General features: G+C 72.6%; 19 protein-coding genes and 1 tRNA gene. 13 read left to right on the plus strand and 7 right to left on the minus strand.

Annotated elements, in window-relative coordinates; genetic code table 11:
• Positions 1 to 70: 70 nt before the first annotated feature.
• The 7 genes from I8920_RS03145 (at position 71) to I8920_RS03175 (ending at position 5,866) form a co-directional block, all read left to right on the plus strand.
• Positions 71 to 1,312, plus strand: coding sequence for a molybdopterin molybdotransferase MoeA (locus tag I8920_RS03145; RefSeq protein WP_198657738.1), 1,242 nt, complete (start codon positions 71 to 73; stop codon positions 1,310 to 1,312).
• Positions 1,309 to 1,797 carry a cyclic pyranopterin monophosphate synthase MoaC gene (gene moaC / locus I8920_RS03150; protein WP_198657739.1) on the plus strand — a complete coding sequence of 163 codons (489 nt, stop codon included), beginning with the start codon at positions 1,309 to 1,311 and terminating at the stop codon, positions 1,795 to 1,797. The genes I8920_RS03145 and moaC overlap by 4 nt, the downstream gene beginning before the upstream one ends.
• Positions 1,794 to 2,330 (plus strand): MogA/MoaB family molybdenum cofactor biosynthesis protein, encoded by a 537-nt coding sequence (locus I8920_RS03155; RefSeq protein ID WP_198657740.1) that lies wholly within the window; start codon positions 1,794 to 1,796, stop codon positions 2,328 to 2,330. Before moaC ends, I8920_RS03155 begins: the two co-directional genes overlap by 4 nt.
• Complete coding sequence (locus I8920_RS03160; protein ID WP_198657741.1) at positions 2,327 to 2,776, plus strand: molybdenum cofactor biosynthesis protein MoaE; 450 nt, start codon at positions 2,327 to 2,329, stop codon at positions 2,774 to 2,776. The genes I8920_RS03155 and I8920_RS03160 overlap by 4 nt, the downstream gene beginning before the upstream one ends.
• A gap of 82 nt (positions 2,777 to 2,858) precedes the next feature.
• Entirely contained in the window at positions 2,859 to 3,257 is a 399-nt protein-coding gene (locus tag I8920_RS03165) for a PLDc N-terminal domain-containing protein (RefSeq protein ID WP_198657742.1), read from the plus strand.
• Between the two features lie 3 nt (positions 3,258 to 3,260).
• On the plus strand, positions 3,261 to 3,932 hold the full coding sequence (locus I8920_RS03170) for a hypothetical protein (RefSeq protein ID WP_198657743.1): 672 nt from the start codon (positions 3,261 to 3,263) through the stop codon (positions 3,930 to 3,932).
• A 62-nt stretch (positions 3,933 to 3,994) separates the two neighbouring features.
• Positions 3,995 to 5,866 (plus strand): ABC-F family ATP-binding cassette domain-containing protein, encoded by a 1,872-nt coding sequence (locus tag I8920_RS03175; protein ID WP_198657744.1) that lies wholly within the window; start codon positions 3,995 to 3,997, stop codon positions 5,864 to 5,866.
• Between the two features lie 96 nt (positions 5,867 to 5,962).
• On the opposite strand, the gene I8920_RS03180 is transcribed toward I8920_RS03175, so the two are convergent.
• The 3 genes from I8920_RS03180 to I8920_RS03190 form a co-directional block, all read right to left on the minus strand.
• A complete protein-coding gene (locus tag I8920_RS03180; RefSeq protein WP_198657745.1) occupies positions 5,963 to 7,399 on the minus strand; it encodes an ABC transporter permease in 1,437 nt (478 codons plus the stop codon).
• Complete coding sequence (locus I8920_RS03185; protein ID WP_198657746.1) at positions 7,396 to 7,824, minus strand: hypothetical protein; 429 nt, start codon at positions 7,822 to 7,824, stop codon at positions 7,396 to 7,398. The genes I8920_RS03180 and I8920_RS03185 overlap by 4 nt, the downstream gene beginning before the upstream one ends.
• Before the next feature lie 107 nt (positions 7,825 to 7,931).
• Entirely contained in the window at positions 7,932 to 8,426 is a 495-nt protein-coding gene (locus I8920_RS03190) for a MarR family winged helix-turn-helix transcriptional regulator (RefSeq protein WP_198657747.1), read from the minus strand.
• Between the two features lie 79 nt (positions 8,427 to 8,505).
• On the opposite strand from I8920_RS03190, the gene I8920_RS03195 reads away from it, so the two are divergent.
• A tRNA-Gln gene (locus I8920_RS03195) sits at positions 8,506 to 8,577 on the plus strand.
• 82 nt (positions 8,578 to 8,659) lie between these two features.
• On the opposite strand, the gene I8920_RS03200 is transcribed toward I8920_RS03195, so the two are convergent.
• Both I8920_RS03200 and I8920_RS03205 read right to left on the minus strand, forming a co-directional pair.
• Complete coding sequence (locus I8920_RS03200; protein WP_232832805.1) at positions 8,660 to 9,340, minus strand: response regulator; 681 nt, start codon at positions 9,338 to 9,340, stop codon at positions 8,660 to 8,662.
• Entirely contained in the window at positions 9,337 to 10,983 is a 1,647-nt protein-coding gene (locus I8920_RS03205) for an ATP-binding protein (RefSeq protein ID WP_198657748.1), read from the minus strand. Before I8920_RS03205 ends, I8920_RS03200 begins: the two co-directional genes overlap by 4 nt.
• 187 nt (positions 10,984 to 11,170) lie before the next feature.
• Between I8920_RS03205 and I8920_RS03210 the strand changes: the two genes are divergently transcribed.
• Both I8920_RS03210 and I8920_RS03215 read left to right on the plus strand, forming a co-directional pair.
• Positions 11,171 to 12,592 carry a cation:dicarboxylate symporter family transporter gene (locus I8920_RS03210; protein WP_198657749.1) on the plus strand — a complete coding sequence of 474 codons (1,422 nt, stop codon included), beginning with the start codon at positions 11,171 to 11,173 and terminating at the stop codon, positions 12,590 to 12,592.
• Positions 12,593 to 12,647: 55 nt separating this feature from the next.
• Positions 12,648 to 14,507, plus strand: a complete 1,860-nt coding sequence (locus I8920_RS03215) for a phosphoenolpyruvate carboxykinase (GTP) (RefSeq protein WP_198658595.1) — start codon at positions 12,648 to 12,650, stop codon at positions 14,505 to 14,507.
• 75 nt (positions 14,508 to 14,582) lie between these two features.
• Here I8920_RS03215 and I8920_RS03220 read toward each other — a convergent pair whose 3' ends face one another.
• Both I8920_RS03220 and I8920_RS03225 read right to left on the minus strand, forming a co-directional pair.
• Positions 14,583 to 16,367 (minus strand): endo-1,4-beta-xylanase, encoded by a 1,785-nt coding sequence (locus tag I8920_RS03220; protein WP_198657750.1) that lies wholly within the window; start codon positions 16,365 to 16,367, stop codon positions 14,583 to 14,585.
• A 62-nt stretch (positions 16,368 to 16,429) separates the two neighbouring features.
• On the minus strand, positions 16,430 to 16,762 hold the full coding sequence (locus tag I8920_RS03225) for a hypothetical protein (RefSeq protein ID WP_198657751.1): 333 nt from the start codon (positions 16,760 to 16,762) through the stop codon (positions 16,430 to 16,432).
• Between the two features lie 157 nt (positions 16,763 to 16,919).
• On the opposite strand from I8920_RS03225, the gene I8920_RS03230 reads away from it, so the two are divergent.
• The 3 genes from I8920_RS03230 (at position 16,920) to I8920_RS03240 (ending at position 18,992) form a co-directional block, all read left to right on the plus strand.
• The gene (locus I8920_RS03230) at positions 16,920 to 17,864 is read left to right on the plus strand and encodes a serine hydrolase domain-containing protein (RefSeq protein WP_198657752.1); all 945 of its coding nucleotides are present in this window, start codon (positions 16,920 to 16,922) and stop codon (positions 17,862 to 17,864) included.
• Positions 17,865 to 17,921: 57 nt separating this feature from the next.
• On the plus strand, positions 17,922 to 18,632 hold the full coding sequence (mtnN, locus tag I8920_RS03235; protein WP_198657753.1) for a 5'-methylthioadenosine/S-adenosylhomocysteine nucleosidase: 711 nt from the start codon (positions 17,922 to 17,924) through the stop codon (positions 18,630 to 18,632).
• 204 nt (positions 18,633 to 18,836) lie between these two features.
• The gene (locus I8920_RS03240; RefSeq protein ID WP_198657754.1) at positions 18,837 to 18,992 is read left to right on the plus strand and encodes a hypothetical protein; all 156 of its coding nucleotides are present in this window, start codon (positions 18,837 to 18,839) and stop codon (positions 18,990 to 18,992) included.
• Positions 18,993 to 19,045 lie beyond the last annotated feature (53 nt).

Below are 19,045 nucleotides of genomic sequence, written 5' to 3' on the forward strand. Positions count from 1 at the left end.
GGATACGCTACTGAGGCCGCCACCGGGGGAACCGGGAGCGGCGACACTTCCCACCTGTTCGGAGGCACCAGTGCGAACGATCGGTCAGCACCGCGACGACCTGGCAGCGTTGCTCGCGCCGGTCCTGGCGGGCCTCGGCACGGACGAGTGGGCCATCGACGACCTCGCCGCTGCCGGGTCCGGGCGTCGCGTGCTCGCGGCGGGCGTCGGATCGCCGGTCCCGCTGCCGCCGTTCGACAACAGCCAGATGGACGGCTTCGCCGTGCGCGTCGCCGATGCCGGCCAGGACGTCCGCGTCGTCGACCCGATCCCGGCCGGGGTCGTGCCCGAGGCGCTCGGACCCGGGACGGCCGCACCGATCATGACCGGGGCCCGGATCCCGTCCGGAGCCGACGCGGTGTTCCCGGTCGAGGCCACCGAGCCGGCGGCCTTCCCGGCGGCCCTCGGGCTGTCACGGGTGTCCGTGCCCGCCGACCTGACCGCCGGCACCTTCGTCCGCGCGACCGGCAGCGACCTGGCGACCGGGGCCGAGATCGCGTCCGCGGGCAGTCCCGTCACGCCGGCGCTGCTCGGGGCCCTCGCCTCGGCGGGGGTCCGGTCCGTGTCGGTGCGCCAGCCACTGCGGGTCCTGGTCGTGTCGACCGGGTCCGAACTGCAGGGCGCCGACACCGATGCCGCGACGATCGGTGACGCGAACGGCATCGCGCTGCGGGCGGCGCTCGCCGAGGTCGGTGCCGAGGCGCGCGTCGTCCGGGTGCCCGACGACGTCGCCGCCTTCGAGCAGGCGCTCGACCAGGCCGTGGGGGACGGGATCGTCGGGGACCGGGTCGACCTCGTGCTCACCACGGGCGGCATCAGCGCCGGGGCGTACGAGGTGGTCCGGCAGGCACTCGAGCCCCGCGGCCTCGCGGTGACCCCGGTCGCCGTGCAGCCCGGCGGGCCGCAGGCGTTCGGCAGCGTGGTGTTCGGCCGTGCCGGTGGCCGATCCGTGCCCGTGGTTTCCTTCCCGGGCAACCCGGTCTCGGCGCTCGTCTCGTTCGAGGTGTTCCTGCGGCCGCTGCTCGCACCGGTCGCCGGGCTGCCGGCGGACCGACCCGTCCAGGTCCTGCCCGCCGCGTCCGCCGCCGTCTCACCCGCGGGCAAACACCAGGTACGCCGCGGCCGGGTGCAGGACGGTGCCGTGCACTTCGTCGGTGGACCGAGTTCGCACCTGCTCGTCCACTACGCCGCCGCCACCCACCTGGTCCACGTGCCGGTGGGCGTCGACACCGTCGAACCCGGCGACCCGCTCACCGTCTGGAGCCTCCGATGACCGACCCGTCCTCGTCCGACCAGCTGTCGCACGTCCGCGCTGACGGCAGCGCGCACATGGTCGACGTCTCCGCCAAGGACGTCACCGACCGCTCGGCCACCGCCACCGCCACCGTGGTCACGCGCGCGGACGTCGTCGCGCGGATCCTCGACGGCTCGCTGCCGAAGGGCGAGGTCGTCGGCACCGCCCGGATCGCGGCGATCATGGCGGTGAAGAAGACGTCCGACCTCGTCCCGCTCTGCCACCCGCTGCCGATCGCCGGCGTCCAGGTGGACATCACCGGGGCCGACGACCGCGTCCACATCGAGGTCTCGGTGCGGACCACCTCACGCACCGGGGTCGAGATGGAGGCCCTCACCGGCGCGAGCGTCGCCGCCCTGACCGTGTACGACATGGTGAAGGCCGTCGACCGCGCGGCCGTCATCACCGACGTCCGGGTGCTCGAGAAGCACGGCGGGCGCTCCGGGGACTGGAGCAACCGATGACCACCGAGCCGATCAGGGGTCGTGCCGCCGTGGTCGTGGTGTCCACGCAGGCGGCAGCCGACGGCGCGCTCGACCGGACCGGACCCGTGATCACCGACTGGCTGCGGGAACGGGCGTTCACCGTGACCGATCCGATCATCGTGCCCGACGGCGGCCCGATCACCGAGACCGTCACGGCCGAGCTGCTCGCCGGAGCGCGGGTCGTCATCACCACCGGCGGCACGGGCGTCACCCCGACGGACCGGACGCCCGAGGCCGTCGCGCCCCTGATCGACCTGGAGCTGCCCGGCATCACCGAGGAGATCCGACGCCGCGGTCTCGCCGGGGCCGGCCCGACCGCACTGCTCACCCGCGGTGTCGCCGGGGTGACGCACGCCGGCTGCCTGCTCGTCACCCTGCCCGGCTCACGCGGCGGGGTGGCCGACGGCCTCGCGGTGCTCGACGGCCTGCTCGACCACGTGCTCGCCCAGGTGCACGGCGCCGGACACGCACCGCGCATAGTCCAGCGCGACACCCCGCGGAGTACCCCGTGAGCGACGCCGCCGACGTCGCCACCGCCGCGCGCGTCGTGCTCGCCGACGTCGTCGACCGCGACATCAGCGTCGACGAGGTCGCATCCGTGGTGGCCACCGACCAGGACGGCGCCGTGGTGACCTTCGCCGGCATCGTCCGCGACCACGACGGCGGCAAGGGTGTCACCGCGCTCGACTACGAGCGGCACCCGAGCGCCGGTGCGGTCATCGCCGAGGTCGCCCGCAGCATCGCCGAGCAGCACCCCGACGTCCGGATCGCCGTGCTGCACCGCATCGGCGCACTCGGCATCGGGGACGTCGCGCTCGCCGCAGCGGTGTCGTCGTCGCACCGGGCGCAGGCGTTCGCCGCGTGCGGGGCACTGGTCGACCTGGTGAAGGAGCGCGTGCCGATCTGGAAGCACCAGCGGTTCACCGACGGCACGGACGAGTGGGTGGCGGCGCTGTGACGGACGCACCTGTGGGACTTCGCACCACCGGCGCTCGTTCGGGGCGTGGTGACGGTCCCAGCCGATCCATAGAATCGCGAACATGAGCATCTTGTTGTCCGGGTTCACCATCGTCCTGCTGGTGTTCGCCCTGATCGACATCCTGACGAAGACGGACGACCAGATCCGCGGCCTGCCGAAGATCGCGTGGGTGATCCTCGTGATCCTGGTCCCCGTCGTCGGCAGCATCGTCTGGTTCGCCATCGGCCACGACTGGGCCCCGGGCGAACGGAACCACGGTCGCTACATCGAGCCCACCCGCCACGAGGACCGGTACGCCACCCTCGGCGATGCCCGGAGTGCGCACGGCACCGCACGGGTGACCGGTACGGAGCAGGAGCTCGCCGAACTCGAGCGCGAGATCGAGTACTGGGAGGCCCAAGCTCGACTCAAGCGTGCGAAGGACGCCGCGGGCGAGGGCGACAGCGCCCCGGTGAGCTGACCCGTGAGCACGACGACGCCGGATCCTCCGACCGTTCCCGACGAGGTCTGGCAGCAGGTCGCGGACCGGCTCGCCGGGGCACCGACCCCGCCGAGCGCCCGCAGGTCGATGATCCGCCGGATCGTGATCATGGTCGTGGTCGTCGTCCTGGCCGGGCTGGCGGGGTACGTCGCAGCCACATACCTCCCGCGGTTCGACCTGCCGGAACCCGATAGGGACCTGCCACCGTGGGCGGTCGTCATCGTCGCGGTCGGCTTCGTCACCGGGATGGCCTGTCTGGTGACCGCCTTCGTGCGGGGTGGTGGTGTCGGTGGGCTCTCCGGCATCAACTCGGAACCGACCGCGGGGCTCCGCCGCGCCGACCGACGACGCGTCGAGCGGATGGCGCGAGGGCGGGCCCCGGCTCCCGCCGAACGAGTGCGCCTGCTCGCCGCGATCGTCGATCGTCGCCTCCGACAGTCGACCGCAGGACTCTGGTTCACGCTCGGGTTCACGCTGTTCGAGGCGGCGCAGTCCCTGCTCAACTGGCCGTCGTGGCCCGGCATCCTCCACGGGGTCGTCTCCGCGGCCATCCTGGTGATGCTCCTGGTGCTCGTCCGGTACCGGCAGCAGTGGCGAGCCTTCCTGCAGGAGAGCCGGCCCCGCGCCGGAGCCGAGCCGACCCCGTCGGCCTGACCCGGGCCTCCAGACCGACCACCCCGCACCCAGGAACTCGCCGCGCCACCTACCCTTGACGGGTGGCACATCTCCTCGGCGCCGAGAACCTGCATCTCGAGTTCCCCACCAAGGTCGTCTTCGACAACGTCACCCTCGGCATCGACGAGGGCGACCGGATCGGTGTGGTCGGCCGGAACGGCGACGGCAAGTCGACGCTGCTCGCCCTGCTGTCCCAGCGCCTCGAGCCGGACGGCGGACGCGTCACGCACCGGCGCGGGCTGACGATCGGCTACCTGGACCAGCGCGACATCCTGCCCGAGGGCGCGACCGTCGGCAGCACGGTCGTCGGCGACCTCGAGGAGCACGAGTGGGCCGGTGACCCGAAGATCCGCGACATCATCGGCGGACTGGTCTCGGACATCCCGTGGGACGCCAGCGTCGACGACCTGTCCGGTGGACAGCGTCGCCGTGTTGCGCTCGCACGGCTGCTCGTCGGCGACTGGGACGTCCTGTTCCTCGACGAGCCGACGAACCACCTCGACGTCGAGGGCATCGAGTGGCTGGCCGGGCACATCAACCGCCGGTGGTCGTCGAACCAGGGCGGCATGGTGGTCGTGACGCACGACCGGTGGTTCCTCGATGCCGTGTCGACCGACACGTGGGAGGTCCACGACGGCGTCGTCGACCCGTTCGAGGGCGGCTACGCTGCGTACATCCTGCAGCGCGTCGAGCGTGACCGGCAGGCGGCCGCGAGCGAGCAGCGCCGGCAGAACCTGGCCCGCAAGGAGCTCGCGTGGCTGCGCCGCGGTGCACCCGCCCGCACGAGCAAGCCGAAGTTCCGCATCGACGCCGCCAACGCCCTCATCGACGACGTGCCGCCGATCCGTGACACCGTCGCGCTGTCGCAGACGGCGACGGCCCGGCTCGGCAAGGACGTCGTCGACCTGCTCGACGTGAGCGTCTCGTTCGACGGCACGCAGATCCTCGACCGCGTCGAGTGGCGCATCGCCCCGGGGGAGCGGACGGGCATCCTCGGCCCGAACGGCGCCGGCAAGTCGACGCTGCTCAACCTGGTCTCCGGACGCCTGCAGCCGACGACCGGCCGGGTGAAGACGGGCAAGACCGTGCAGGTCGCGGTGCTCGACCAGCAGCTCGCCGACCTCGCGCAGTTCGCCGACGACCGGGTGCGCGAGGTCGTGGCGCGCAAGAAGACGAGCTACGTCGCCGACGGCAAGGAGATGACACCGTCGCAGCTGCTCGAGCGGCTCGGCTTCACCTCGGAGCAGCTCTCCACCCCCGTCAGGGACCTGTCCGGTGGGCAGAAGCGGCGCCTGCAGCTCATGCTCATCCTGCTCGACGAGCCGAACGTGCTCATCCTCGACGAGCCCACCAACGACCTCGACACCGACATGCTCGCCGCCATGGAGGACCTGCTCGACACCTGGCCGGGCACCCTGCTGGTCGTCAGCCACGACCGGTACCTGCTCGAGCGCGTCACCGACCAGCAGTACGCCGTGCTCGGCGGGCACCTGCGGCACCTGCCCGGCGGGGTCGACGAGTACATGCGGCTGCGCGAGGCCGGCACCGGTGGCGGGACCGCCTCGGCGGCTGCCGCCGCGTCTGCCGGGAGGCCCGACACCGTCGGCGGGACCGGCTCGGCCGGTTCCGTGGCCGGTTCCACCGCCGCCGGTGCGTCCGGCGGGTCAGCTGCGGCGGCCTCCGGGCTGACCGGCGCCGATCGTCGTGCGGCCGAGAAGGAGATGTCGGCCCTCGACCGGAAGATCGCCAAGGTCGGCACGGACCGCAAGAAGCTGCTCGACCAGTTCGCCACGCACGACCAGTCCGACTACGCCGGGTTGGGGGCGCTGCAGGTTCGCCTGGGGGAGCTCGAGGCAGAGGTCGAGCAGCTCGAGGAGCGCTGGCTCGAGGTCGCGGAGCTGCTCGGGGTCTGAGTAGCTCGGGGTTTGAGTCGCTCGGGGTTTGAGTCGATCGGAGCCTGAGTCGATCGGAGTCTGAGCCGCTCGGGGTCTGCGCGGCCGGCCCGCCCGTCAGTCCCGGAGGGCGGCGATCGGGGTGCCCTGGACGGCACGGGCCGCCGGCCCGAGCGCTGCGGCCAGGCCGGTGACGGCGGCTCCGACGAGCACGACGACCACGAGCCACGCCGGGACCGTGGGGCCGAGGAGCACGGCGCCGTTCGTCGCGCCGAGGAGCGTGTAGGCGCCCGCCCACCCGTACGCGGTGCCGAGGACGAGCCCGAGCACGATCGCGACGGTGATGGTCATCGCGGTCTCGACGAGCACGAGCGACCGGATCTGGTGCCGGGTCGCGCCGACGACGCGCAGGAGTCCGAGTTCCCGACTGCGCTGGGTGATCGTGAGCGCCGTCACCACCACGACGCCCGCCGCCGCGATGATCCCCGCGGCACCGACCAACCCCGTGAACATGGCCGCGAGCTGGTCGAACTGTGTCTGGATGTCGCGGTAGTACACCGGGTCGGCGGCGGCCTGTCGCTGCAGCATCGTGGCGTACGTGGCGAAGCCCACCGAGAAGGTCGACATGAGGGTCACCGCGATGATGAGGCCGACCGTCGTCCGAGCGGTCCGCTCTGGTGCGCGCAGGGAGTTCCGCGCCGCCATCGAGGGGATGATGCTCCGGCCGGACGCCGACACCACGAGTCGCAGGACGGCCGGCAGCAGCACGGGCGACGCGACGACCACCCCGGTGAACGACAGTGCCCCGCACGCCACGGCGAGCAGCAACGCGTTCACCGTCGAGGCGCCGAGCACGAACGCGACGCCGATGCCGGACGCCCCCGCGAGGAACAGGCCGGCCGCGACCACGCTCCGTGCCGTGCGGCTGGTCGTCCCGGGGACCGGCTCGACGACGGCGTCCAGTGCTCGGAGCGGCGGGATCGACAGCACCTGACGGGAACCGACGCGGAACGCGAGCGTCGTGATGCCCGCGACGAGCAGGGCGATCGGGGCCGCTGCCGGTGGGAGGAACCAACCGAGCGCCGGGAGCACGTCGGTGGCCGCGGCCAGCGAGAGCGCACCGTTGGCGACCAGCACCCCCGTGACCCCGCCGACGAGTGCGCCGACGACCCCGCAGACGAGACCGATCGCGGTGATCTGGCGGCGGAGCTGCGCGCCGGTCGCGCCGAGCACGCGCTGCAGCGCCAGGGCACGGGTCCGCCCGGCGATCACCGTGGCGCACGTGTTCGACGCGACCACGGCGCTGACGTACAGCGCGATCGCGATGAACACCCACGCGACGACGGGCAGGATCGCGGCGACCGTGGCGCTCTCGCCCGTCCGTTCGCCGATCTCGACGATCCGTTGCGCGGCCTCCGACCCGGTGACCACGAGGGCACCGAGGCCGGCGGACAGTGCGGCGACGAACACCGTGGAACGACTCTCGGTCAGGGCGCGGAGTTGTGTGTGTCGCCGTCGGTGCGTCGGCAGGTCGCGGTGACGCGACACGGTCACGACCGGTCGTCGCCCGTGTTGGGCGTCCAGGCCACCCACCGGTCCTTCTCAGAGGTCAAGGACCAGTCGCCGCAGCGGAGGACGGTCTCGGCCGCGTAGGCGTCGGGGGCGCCGGAGATGGTCACGCTCGGCGCGGACTTCCTGGGGACGGTCGTGCAGCCGTCGGCGGTGACGCCGTCGGAGCTGGTGAAGACGACGGTCGTGGGAGCGCTCGACCGCTTCTTCGCGGCCGTCCCGGCGGCGGAGGAGATGTCCGTCGCGTCCGCGGGCATCCACGCGGGCGGGGACTGCAGGTCGGCGCGGGTGTCGGCGTGGGTGCTCACCTCGTGGTGCAGCTGGTCGTTCAGCGCGGAGCACCCGGTCAGTGTGAGTGCGCAGAGTGCGAGGGCGCCGACCGTGACGCCCTTCGTGGAGAGGTGGGACACGGGATGCCTTTCGTCGGGACACCACGATCCCATCGTGTCGGGACGGCGACGGGATCGGTCCAGGGGAGGACCGGCGTGCTCCTGCCGGATGACATCCGACCCAGCGATCAGTCGCCGAGACCCAGGATGAGTCGGCGGAGCAGTCCGGCGAGCTGGTCCTGCTCGTCGTCGGAGACCCCGGACAGGATGCCGCGCTCGGCCGCCAGCAGGTCGGCGATCGCCGCGTCCACCGCCACCCGGCCCCGGCTCGTCAGCGACACGAGGATGCCGCGGCCGTCCTTCGGGTCGGTCCGGCGGCCGACGAACCCGCGCGCGGCCAGCCGGTCGACCCGGTTCGTCATCGTGCCGCTCGACACCAGGGTCTGCTGCAGCAGCGTCTTCGGGCTCAGCTCGTACGGCTCGCCGGCGCGACGCAGGGCCGAGAGCACGTCGAACTCCCACGGCTCCATGCCGCTCGCGTCGAACGCCGTGCGGCGGGCGCGGTCCAGGCGTCGGGCGAGCCGGTCCACGCGGGACAGCACCTCGAGCGGGCCGAAGTCGAGGTCGGCACGCTCACGACCCCACGCCGCGACGATGCGATCGACCTCGTCCTCCTGCGGCATCCCTCCATCTTGGCCGAACCCGGGGCGCACGGCCAGCGCCGCGGGTCGTGGGAGGATGGAGGAGCACCTTCGGGTGCGTTCCGCCTTGGTGTAATGGCAGCACGACGGCCTTTGGTGCCGTTAGGTCCGGGTTCGAATCCTGGAGGCGGAGCGCCGGTGCCCAGCGCGGGGTGTCGGGGCCAGGGTGGGCTCCAGCTCCTGCGGCTCGTGCGGCTGTCCCGGGGCGGCCGCCGTCATCGCAGCCATCGGTACTCGTACTCCGGCCTGCCCGGTCCACTGTGCCGCACGTCCTTCTCGACCTGACCGAGGGTGATGAAGTGCTCCAGGTACCGGCGGGCGGTCACGCGCGAGGTCCCGGCAGCTCGAGCGACCTCGGTCGCGGACGCCCCGCCGGCAGCGCCCATCAGGACGGCCTCGATCGACTCGAGGGTCTCACGGGCGATGCCCTTCTCGGCTTCGGCCGGCGCCGACGGACGGAGCGTCCCGAGCCGTTCGTCGATGTCCGCCTGCGACATCGACCTGCGGTCCTCGAACCCGCGGCGGTACTCGCGGTACGTGGTCAACCGCTCGGCGAAGGTGCGGAAGCTGAACGGTTTGACGAGGTACTGCACGACTCCGAGCGCGATCGCGTTCTTCACGCCGCGGGCGTCGTTCGCGGCGGTGACCGCGATGACGTCGACCGCGGACCCGGCGGTCCGCAGGGCGCGGACGAGCTGCAGACCGTGGGCATCGGGCAGGTTGACGTCGAGCAGGACGAGGTCGGGCTTCTCGGCGGCGACCGCGGCGAGCATCTCCCGCCCGGTCGCCGCCGACGCCACGACCGTGAAGCCGTCGAGCCGGCCGACGTACGCAGCGTGTGCCTCGGCCGTCAGGGGCTCGTCCTCGACGATGAGGACGCGGATGGTGTCGGTCACGCGGGCACCCGCTGCACGTCGAGGTCGACCACGAAGGTGCTGCCCGAGGGACCGGTGGAGACCGTGATCGCGCCGCCGATCCTGCTGACGGTGGAACGGACGAGGTCGAGTCCGACGCCTCGTCCCTCCGGTCCGGACGGCTTCGTGGACCACCCCCGCTCGTAGGCAGCGCCGACGTCGGCGATGCCGGGGCCGTTGTCCTCGACGACGATCCGGGTGCCCCCGTCGACGGGCGTGACAGTGACGACGACCCGCGGATCCCCGCCGTCCCCGACGCCCTCGGCAACGGCGTCCACGGCGTTGTCGACGAGGTTGCCGATGACGGTGATGACGTCGCTCGCCGCTCCGGGCACCGGTGTGCGGAGGCGGCTCGTGTCCGCCACGAGCGTGACGCCGCGCTCGTGTGCCTGCGCACGCTTCCCGTTGAGCACGGCGGCGAGCACGGCGGGCGTGACGGCGGGCGGCTCCGGCATCCCGGCGCTGGACCCGTCCCCGTCGGGGCGATCCGTGCCCGTGTGGACGTCCGTGTGCCGGTCGAGCTCGTCCGACGCGAACCGGACCGCTTCGTCGACCCGCCCGAGCTCCATGAGCGCCACGACCGCGTGCAGCCGGTTCGCGAACTCGTGCGTCTGCGCCCGCAGCGCGTCGGTCAGGGTCCGCGTCGCAGCGAGCTCGCCGGACAGGTGCAGCAGCTCGGTCTGGTCACGGATCGTCGCGACGGTGCCGAGCGGCTTCGCCGACGCTCGCGAGAACGCCATCTCCTGGTTGACCACGAGCACACGGTCGGGCGTCACGTGGGTCTCGTCCACGGCGCGGTCCCCCGACGCGAGCAGTGCCCGGAGCCCCTCGGGGACGTCGAGGTCGGCGAGCGGGATCGGCTCCTGCCGCTCGGTGGGCGGGGGCAGGTGCAGGAGCTCGGCGGCGCGGTCGTTGTGCAGCACGACGGAACCCGAGCGGTCGATGACGACCAGCCCCTCGTGGACGGAGTGCAGCACGCCCTCGTACGAGGCGAACACGCGTGCGAGCTCCTCGGGCCCGCGGCCGGCGGTGATCCGGTCGAGGTGCCGGCTCAGCAACCACGAGAACAGCGCGGACACGGCGACGATCGCCAGGGCGAGCACGACGACGGACACCAGCCGCGGCACCAGTGCGGTCGAGATGTTCGCGACGGTGACACCCGCGGCGACGAGCCCGACGACCTTGCCGTCCCCGTCCGTGATCGGGGTGACCGCCCGCACCGAGGGGCCGAGCGTCCCAGCGAAGGTCTCCGTGAAGGTCTCGCCTCGGAGCGCCGGCGCGACCGTGCCGCGGAAGGGCCGGCCGATCTCGGCCCGGTCCGGGTGCGTCCACCGGGTGCGGTCCGGCGCCATGATCGTGATGAAGTCCGTGTGCGTGCGGCGCATCAGGTCGAGGGCGTACGGCTCGAGCCGCGCGGAGGGGTCACTGGCCGACGCCTGTTCCACCACGAACGGGTTCCGGGCGATCGAGACCGCGACGGCGGTGCTCCGGTCGCCGGCGTCGGCCTCGACGTCCGCGCGCGCTGACGACCAGCTCCACGCGCCGCCCACCGCGACGCCGACCACGACGAACAGCAGCTGCAGCGCGAAGAGCCGTCTGGCGATGCTCCACCGTCTCACTGCCATGGTCCGACCCTCCTCGCCTCGTCGCGGGACCCCCATTCTGCGCCAGACGGGACGGCGTGGTGGCATCCGTGAACGCAATGAACACAAGTCCCCTCCGGTGCGCGGTGCGCGGCAGGGTGGGCCCGTCCCCACGGGGAGCGAGCCGACCGGGGTGACGACGCCCCGGTCCTGACGACAAGGAAGTCTCATGGCATCGACGCACTCGTCCACGCGACGCCCCGCCCGGCGTCGCGGGCTCGACCGTTCGCACTGGCTCTACATCGCGGTCATCGTGGCCGTGGCTGCCGGGATCGTGGTCGGACTCACCGCACCGACCTTCGCGGTCGGCCTCAAGCCGATCGGCGACGGCTTCATCGCCCTCATCAAGATGATGATCGCCCCCGTGATCTTCTGCACGATCGTGCTCGGCGTCGGATCGATCGCCAAGGCGGCGACGGTCGGCAAGGTCGGCGGGCTCGCGCTCGCCTACTTCGTCGTCATGTCGACCTTCGCGCTGGCGATCGGTCTGGTGGTCGGCAACCTCATCCACCCCGGTGACCACCTCGACATGTCGACAGCGAAGTACGAACTCCCTGCGGGGTCCACCGAGGACACCTCGTCGACGTCCGGGTTCCTGCTCGGGATCATCCCCGCCACGCTCGTCTCGTCGTTGACGAGCGGCAGCATCCTGCAGACGCTCTTCGTCGCGCTGCTCGTCGGGTTCGCGCTCCAGGCGATGGGCGAGAAGGGCGCGCCGATCCTCACCGGCATCCGCCACCTGCAGGCGTTGGTGTTCCGCATCCTCGCGATGGTGATGTGGGTCGCCCCGATCGGCGCGTTCGGCGCCATCGCGGCGGTCGTCGGCGCCACCGGCGTCGCGGCCCTCGTCGCCCTCGGCACCCTGATGGTCGCCTTCTACGTCACCTGCATCGTCTTCGTCGTCGGGGTGCTGGGGGTCCTGCTCCGGGTCGTCACCGGGGTGAACATCTTCCGGCTGATGAAGTACCTCGGTCGCGAGTACCTGCTCATCGTGTCGACGTCCTCGAGCGAGGTCAGCCTGCCGCGTCTCATCGCGAAGATGGAGCACCTGGGCGTCTCGAAGCCCGTCGTGGGTGTCACCGTCCCGACCGGCTACTCGTTCAACCTCGACGGCACCGCCATCTACCTGACCATGTCGTCGCTGTTCATCGCGAACGCCCTCGGCACGCCGCTGAACGTCCCGGAGCAGATCTCGCTGCTGGTCTTCATGATCATCGCGTCGAAGGGCGCGGCGGGTGTCACGGGCGCGGGTCTCGCAACGCTCGCCGGCGGTCTGCAGGCGCACCGCCCCGACCTGGTGAACGGCGTCGGCCTCATCGTCGGCATCGACCGCTTCATGTCCGAGGCCCGCGCGTTGACCAACTTCACCGGCAACGCGGTCGCGACCGTCCTGGTCGGGACGTGGACGCGCCAGATCGACAAGGACCAGGTCGGCCGGGTGCTGTCCGGTGCCGCGCCGTTCGACGAGCGCACGATGTCCGCCGACGACCACGGCGCCGCCGCACCGACGGAGCGGATCTCGACCGGGGCCGTCCGCGCGATCGTCGAGCCCGAGCCCGAGCACTCCACGGCCGCGTCGGACCGCCGCTAGCGTCCGCGGCGCGCCACGAGCCTCCCGTTCCGCCGCACCGAGGAGATCGACGTTGATCACCAACCCCGACCACGCGCCAGCCGCGTCCGCCACCGCGTCCGGCCCGGCTCGTGCCGCCCTGGAGGCGTGGGTCGCCCAGATCGCGTCCCTCGCCTGCCCGGACGCGGTCGTCTGGTGTGACGGCTCGCCTGAGCAGACCGCCCACCTCACGCAGCTCCTCGTCGACGAGGGCAAGCTCATCGCCCTCGACCCGGAGCGTCGTCCGAACAGCTACCTGGCCCGCTCGGCGCCGGACGACGTCGCCCGGGTCGAGGGACGCACGTTCACCTGCTCGCGCACGCCGGAGGACGCCGGGCCGACCAATCTCTGGCGCGACCCGACGGCCATGCGCACCGAGCTCGAGGGGCGGTTCGCGGGGAGCATGCGCGGGCGGACGATGTACGTCGTGCCGTTCTCGATGGGGCCGGTGGGCGGACCGATCTCGCAGCTCGGCGTCGAGGTGACCGATTCGGCCTACGTCGTCCTGAGCATGGCCAAGACGACCCGCCTCGGACCGGAGGTGCTCCGCGCGATCGGCGCTGGCGTCCCCTGGGTGGCGACCGTGCACAGCGTCGGGCACCCGCTGCGGGACGCGGACGGCACGCTGCGGGACGATGTCACCTGGCCCTGCAACGAGACCAAGTACATCGTGCAGTTCCCGGAGACCCGCGAGGTCTGGTCCTACGGTTCGGGGTACGGCGGCAACGCCCTGCTGGCCAAGAAGTGCTTCGCGCTCCGGATCGCCTCGGTGATGGGCCGCGACGAGGGCTGGCTCGCCGAGCACATGCTGCTCATCCGGCTGACCTCGCCGGAGGGGCGGGCGTTCCACATCGCGGCGGCGTTCCCCTCGGCCTGCGGCAAGACGAACCTGGCGATGCTGCAGCCGGCGCTGCCCGGTTGGTCGGTGGAGACCATCGGCGACGACATCGCGTGGCTCCGTCCGGGTGCGGACGGCCGGCTGTACGCCATCAACCCCGAGGCGGGACTGTTCGGGGTGGCTCCAGGCACCGGTCCCGACACGAACCCCGTGGCTGTGGAGACCATCGCCGCGGACACCATCTTCACCAACGTCGCTCTGACGCACGACGGGGACGTCTGGTGGGAGGGACTCACGCCGGAGCCGCCCGGGCACCTCGTCGACTGGACCGGAGCAGACTGGACCCCCGACAGCGGCACCCCCGCGGCGCACCCCAACGCGCGGTTCACCGTCGCGCTCGACCGGTGCCCGTCACGCGCCGCCGACGCGGATCGCCCCGTCCCGATCGACGCCGTGGTGTTCGGCGGCCGTCGCTCGACCAACGTCCCGCTCGTGGCGCAGGCGCCGTCATGGGCCGAGGGCGTCTTCATGGGCGCGACCGTCTCCTCCGAGCGGACCGCGGCGGCCGAGGGCACCGTCGGCGAGCTCCGCCGCGACCCGTTCGCGATGCTGCCCTTCTGCGGCTACGACATGGCGGACCACTGGGCGCACTGGCTCGAGATCGGTGAGCAGCTGGGCGACGGGGCCCCGGCGGTGTTCCAGGTGAACTGGTTCCGCAAGGGTGAGGACGGAGCGTTGCTCTGGCCTGGCTTCCGCGAGAACGCCCGCGTGCTCGAGTGGATCGCCCGGCGGGTCGAGGGGAGCGTCCGGGCGGTCGAGAGCCCGGTGGGTCTGCTCCCGGACGTCGGGGGCCTCGACGTCCGGGGGCTCGACCTGCCGCCCGGGCGGCTCGACGCCCTGTTCGCCGTCGACCCGGAGTCGTGGCTCGACGAGTGCACGCTCACCGAGGCGTTCTTCGCCGGGTTCGCCGACCGGACCCCGCCGGTCTTCACGGCGATCCTGGACGATCGCCGCTCCGCCCTGCGTGCCGCCGTCCCGGATCAGCGCATCGTCCACTGACCGCTGCGATGCGGTGCCGGAGCGCTTCCGGCCGCCGGCCGTGCAGGATCCCAGCGGGCGCGGCGCGACGACGACTCAGGCCTTGCAGACGACCCGCCAGTCCGTGACGACCCGCTGCAGTGCGTGGTAGGCGGGCGTCGGCTCGCCCTCGTCGTACACGAAGTCGTGGCCCTGCTGCAGGGAACCGTCGTCGTCGACCCACCAGTCGTACCGGTCGTCCACGCCCCACGTCGTGTAGGAGACGCAGGCCTCGGAGTGCAGGCAGGTCTCGAGGACCGTGGCGTACTGCTCGGCCTGGGCCTCCTGCCCCTCGTCGTCGGTGACGTCGTTCTCCGAGATCCGGGCGATCAGCCCGGCGTCCTCGACGTTGTCGAGCGTGGTCTCGAGGTCGTCGGCCGAGATGGCGTCGGTGTCCAGGTGGTACACGTGCGACTGCAGGCCCACGCCGTCGATGTAGCCGCCACGGTCGTTCGTGTCGTTCGCGAGCTGCAGCAGGGCGTCCTGTCGGGGCCCGGGCACGTCGGCACCGTTCTCGTTGATGAACTGGCGGACGTCGGGGTCTGCGGCCTGGACGGCCCGCGAGACGACGACCGGGTAGGTCGACCCGAAGACCCGGTACCAGACGTTCCGCTGCAGGCTCGTGCCCTGGTCGACGTCGAACGGCTCGTTGACCACGTCGAGCGAGTCGAGCTTGCCCCGGAAGTGCGTGACCACGGTGGTCACGTAGTCGAGCAGGACCTCGGCGCTGGCCGCGCGTTGCTGCTTGGTGCCGGTGGGCAGGTTCCGCATCCACCGCGGCATCGCCTCGGTGAACGCGATCGTGTGGCCGTGCACGGCGATGCCCTTGCGCTGAGCGAGGTCGACGATGGCGTCGGCCTCGGCGAACCGGTACTCGCCCTGCCGGGGCGAGAGGGCCTGCGGCTTCATCGCGTTCTCCGGCGTGAGGGCGCCGAACTGACCCACGAAGTGCTCCGCGTACTGCGCGTCCGAGGCGAGCGGGCCCAGCGCGACGGCCGCGCCGACCAGGAAGTCCGGGCGGATGCGCTCCGCACGGGCCTGCAGACCGTCGGAGGCCGGTTCGGCGTCGGCCGCGACGGGACCCGCGGTGGCCAGGGACGAACCAGCCGGAGCCTCGGCGATGAGGGAGCGCACGGTGAAGGACCCCGCGTCGCTCGACAGACCCAGCCAGAGCGCGCCCGAGTCGAAGACCTCGGCCACCGGCAGGGTGGCCAGCGTCCGACCACCGCTCGCAACCGCGAGCTGGTCGCCGGTGCGCTCGACGGAGAGCTCCGCCTCGGGGTCGGCGACCGTCACGTGCTCGTCGCGCGTCGGCTGCGGGTCGGTCACGTCCTGCTGGTCGGAGCCGTCGAAGACCGCGATCCGCAGGTCGTCGCCGCGGAGCGTGAGCCGCACACCGGCCGGCTCGATCCGGAACTCGTCGGCGATCACCGGCGGGCTGTCCGACAGGGTCAGGGTGGCGTCGGCGGTCACGTCCGTGAAGGTCGTGTTGAGCGTGAAGTCGTCCGGGGCCGACAGGTGCGTCCCCGCGAGGTTGAGCGGCGGGTCCGGCTGGCCGCCGCTGCCGTCCTGCTCGACGATGGTCCTGCCCGTCGCGGTCACCCGGAGCACGTCGTCCGCCGCGACGATGCCGGACACGTGCCGCCAGTCCTGCTGCAGGACGTCGATGACGGTGCGCCCCGCGGACGGCGACGGCGACGAGCTGCAGCCCACCAGCGCGAGGACGATGCCCGCGGCCGCGACGCCGACGAGTCGACGGCGGGCGGCGGTGCGCGTCCCGCTCCGCGGCGACGTGTCGTGGTCGGCGGCGGACACCCGCGCGTCCCCGTTGAGGTGGCTCATGATGCGAAGGTAGCGGAAGTCGGTGCCGGGGACGCGTCGCGGGCCCGGCCGACCCGTGCCGGTCAGCCGGTCGGCGACGAGAACAGCACCGCGAGCACCGCGACCAGGCCGATCACCACGATGGCGAGGTCGAGCACGGCCAACGTGACGAGCCGGGCCCGCTGCGGCCGCACGGTCGTCCGCACCACGACCATCGCGGCGAAGACCACGACGACGAGCGCCAGTGCCGGCCATCCGATGCCCGGTGCGCGGATCGCCATGAAGACCATGACGACGGCGACGAGCGCGGCCGTGACGGCTCCCCACACGAGCCAGTTCGACCCCGAGGCCGTCCGGAGCGCGGGCTGGTCGCCGACCCGGGTGGGATCGGTGCGGCGGGACTGTTCGTCGGACACGGCCGTGACGGTACGCGGCGGACGCTGCGCACGCGCACGCCTCCGCCTCCGCCTGCACCCGCACCGGCTCCTGCTCACGCCTGCGCACCCGCCGACGCCCGCGCGCCCGCCGGAGCCATCCCGCGCGCCGGCTGCCGCGTCCGCGAGAGGATGGGGCGTGCACTCCGCGACGACCCTCCTCGATGCCGTCGTGCGGCACGTCGACGCGACCGGGTTCCGGGCGCACGGCGTGCACGTCCGCACGGCCGACGACACCGCCGAGCACCACTGGACCCCGGACGTCCGGCGGCAGGTCCACTCCGTCGCGAAGGGCGTCTGCGTCCTCGCGACGGGCATCGCCGCCGACGACGGCCTGGTCGACGTCGACGAGCCGATCGCGGCGACGCTCCCCGGCACCGCGCTCGGCGAGGGCGTGGACGCGGTCACGCTCCGCCACCTGCTGACGATGACGAGCGGCATCGACATGCCGTGGTCGCCGACCGAGATGACGGACTGGCCGGACCTGGCGGCGGAGTTCCTGCGTCGGCCGTCGCGCGGGCGCGTGTTCCAGTACGCGAACGCGAGCACCTACACCGCGATGCGCGTGCTGGCGGAGCGGGTCGGTGACGTCGGTGCGTTCGTCTCCCGCCGCCTGTTCGCACCCCTCGGCATCGAGGATTTGGCCTGGCAGCGCTGCCCGAACGGGTACGTCGTGGCCGGCGAGGGCCTGGCGATGCGCACCGAGGAACTCGCGCGCATCGGTCGGCTGATCCGCGACCGCGGCGTGGTCGACGGGCAGCGCATCGTGGGTGCGCGGTGGTGCGACGCGATGCACGGCGACTGGGTGGAGCGCGAGGGGACCGGCCCCGGGTACGAGCGGTACGCGATGGCCGGCTGGGACGGCCCCGGACGACTCTGGCGACTGCACGGCGCCCACGGCCAGATGCTGCTCTTCGACCAGCCCGACGCAGCCCAGCCCGACGCAGCCCAGCCCGACGCAGCCCAGCCCGACGCAGCCCAGCCCGGCACCGTCGTCACGGTCACCGCCGACGACCACTTCGGCGCCGACGCGCTCGCCGCCTTCGTCGCCGACGAGCTGGCCCGGCAGGACCCCCGCCGGTAGCAACGGCGACGACACGACCTGCACCCCGAGCCCCCGCCGCCGTGCGAGGATCGATCAGTGCAGCAGCAGACGCCCGTCGCGATCATCATCGCGGCCATGAGTGAAGAGGTGTCCGCGTTCGCCGACCTGTTCGGCGGTGTGCCGATCCTGGACGGCCCCGTCGGCGGACACGACCCGCACCAGCTGCTCGACATCGGCGGCGCGGTGGTCGCGGTGCGTCGCAGCGGCATCGGGTTCACGAACGCCACGGCCGCCGTCGCGCACGGGTTCCACGACTTCGGATCGGGCATCCCGGTGATCAGCGTCGGCACCGCCGGCGGGCTCATGCGTGGCGTCGCGATCGGCGACGTGGTCGTCGGCGACCGGTACGTCAACCTCAACGCCGACGCCACGGCGTTCGGCTACGCCCTGGGACAGGTCCCGGGGATGCCGACCGGGTACGCCCCCGACCAGCGCCTGGTGGACCTCGCCACTGCGTCCGACGCCGGGTACCGGATGCGGTCGGCGACCATCGGCTCGAGTGAGGTCTTCGTCACCGAGGACCGCGCCCGCACCATGCGCGTCGCGTTCCCCGAGGTCGCCGCGGTCGACATGGAGTCCGCGGCGATCGCGCAGTTCGCGCACGTGCACGCCATGCCGTTCGTCTCCGTCCGCTGCATCAGCGACCTGTGCGCGCCGGACGGCGCAGAGTTCCGCGAGCACCTGGACGGCGCCGCGGCGCGCGCCGCGCGCGTGGTGCACGACGTGGTGCTCGGCCTGCGTCCCTGACGGAACCGCCCACGGCGGTCTGCCTGGAGGCGCGGATCACCGCAGCCGGTCTGCCGGCGGTGATCCGCGCCTCCGGTCCGGACCCACCGGCGGACTGCGTTCCCCGGACGTTCGTGACGGATCGCGTACCCGGATCGGAGCCGCTCGCTAGCCTCCAGTTCGGGGGATCGACGAACCACGGCCAATCACACAGGGAGATCAGCCATGAGCGCCTACACGAGCGACGACAACGTCGAACCGGCACGCATCACCACCTTCAAGCGCGTCCGCAAGCAGTGGCGCCGGACCGGTGAGGTCGGCTACGTCCACAACGGCAGCGACTTCTTCCGCGACGACGCTCCGGAGGCGGTGGAGCGCTAACCACCGGTTGCTCCGCGTGCCCGCCAGGACCCGTCCTGGCGGGCACGCGTGCG

The organism is Curtobacterium sp. YC1, assembly GCF_016267665.1.
In the GTDB taxonomy this organism is placed as follows: domain Bacteria; phylum Actinomycetota; class Actinomycetes; order Actinomycetales; family Microbacteriaceae; genus Curtobacterium.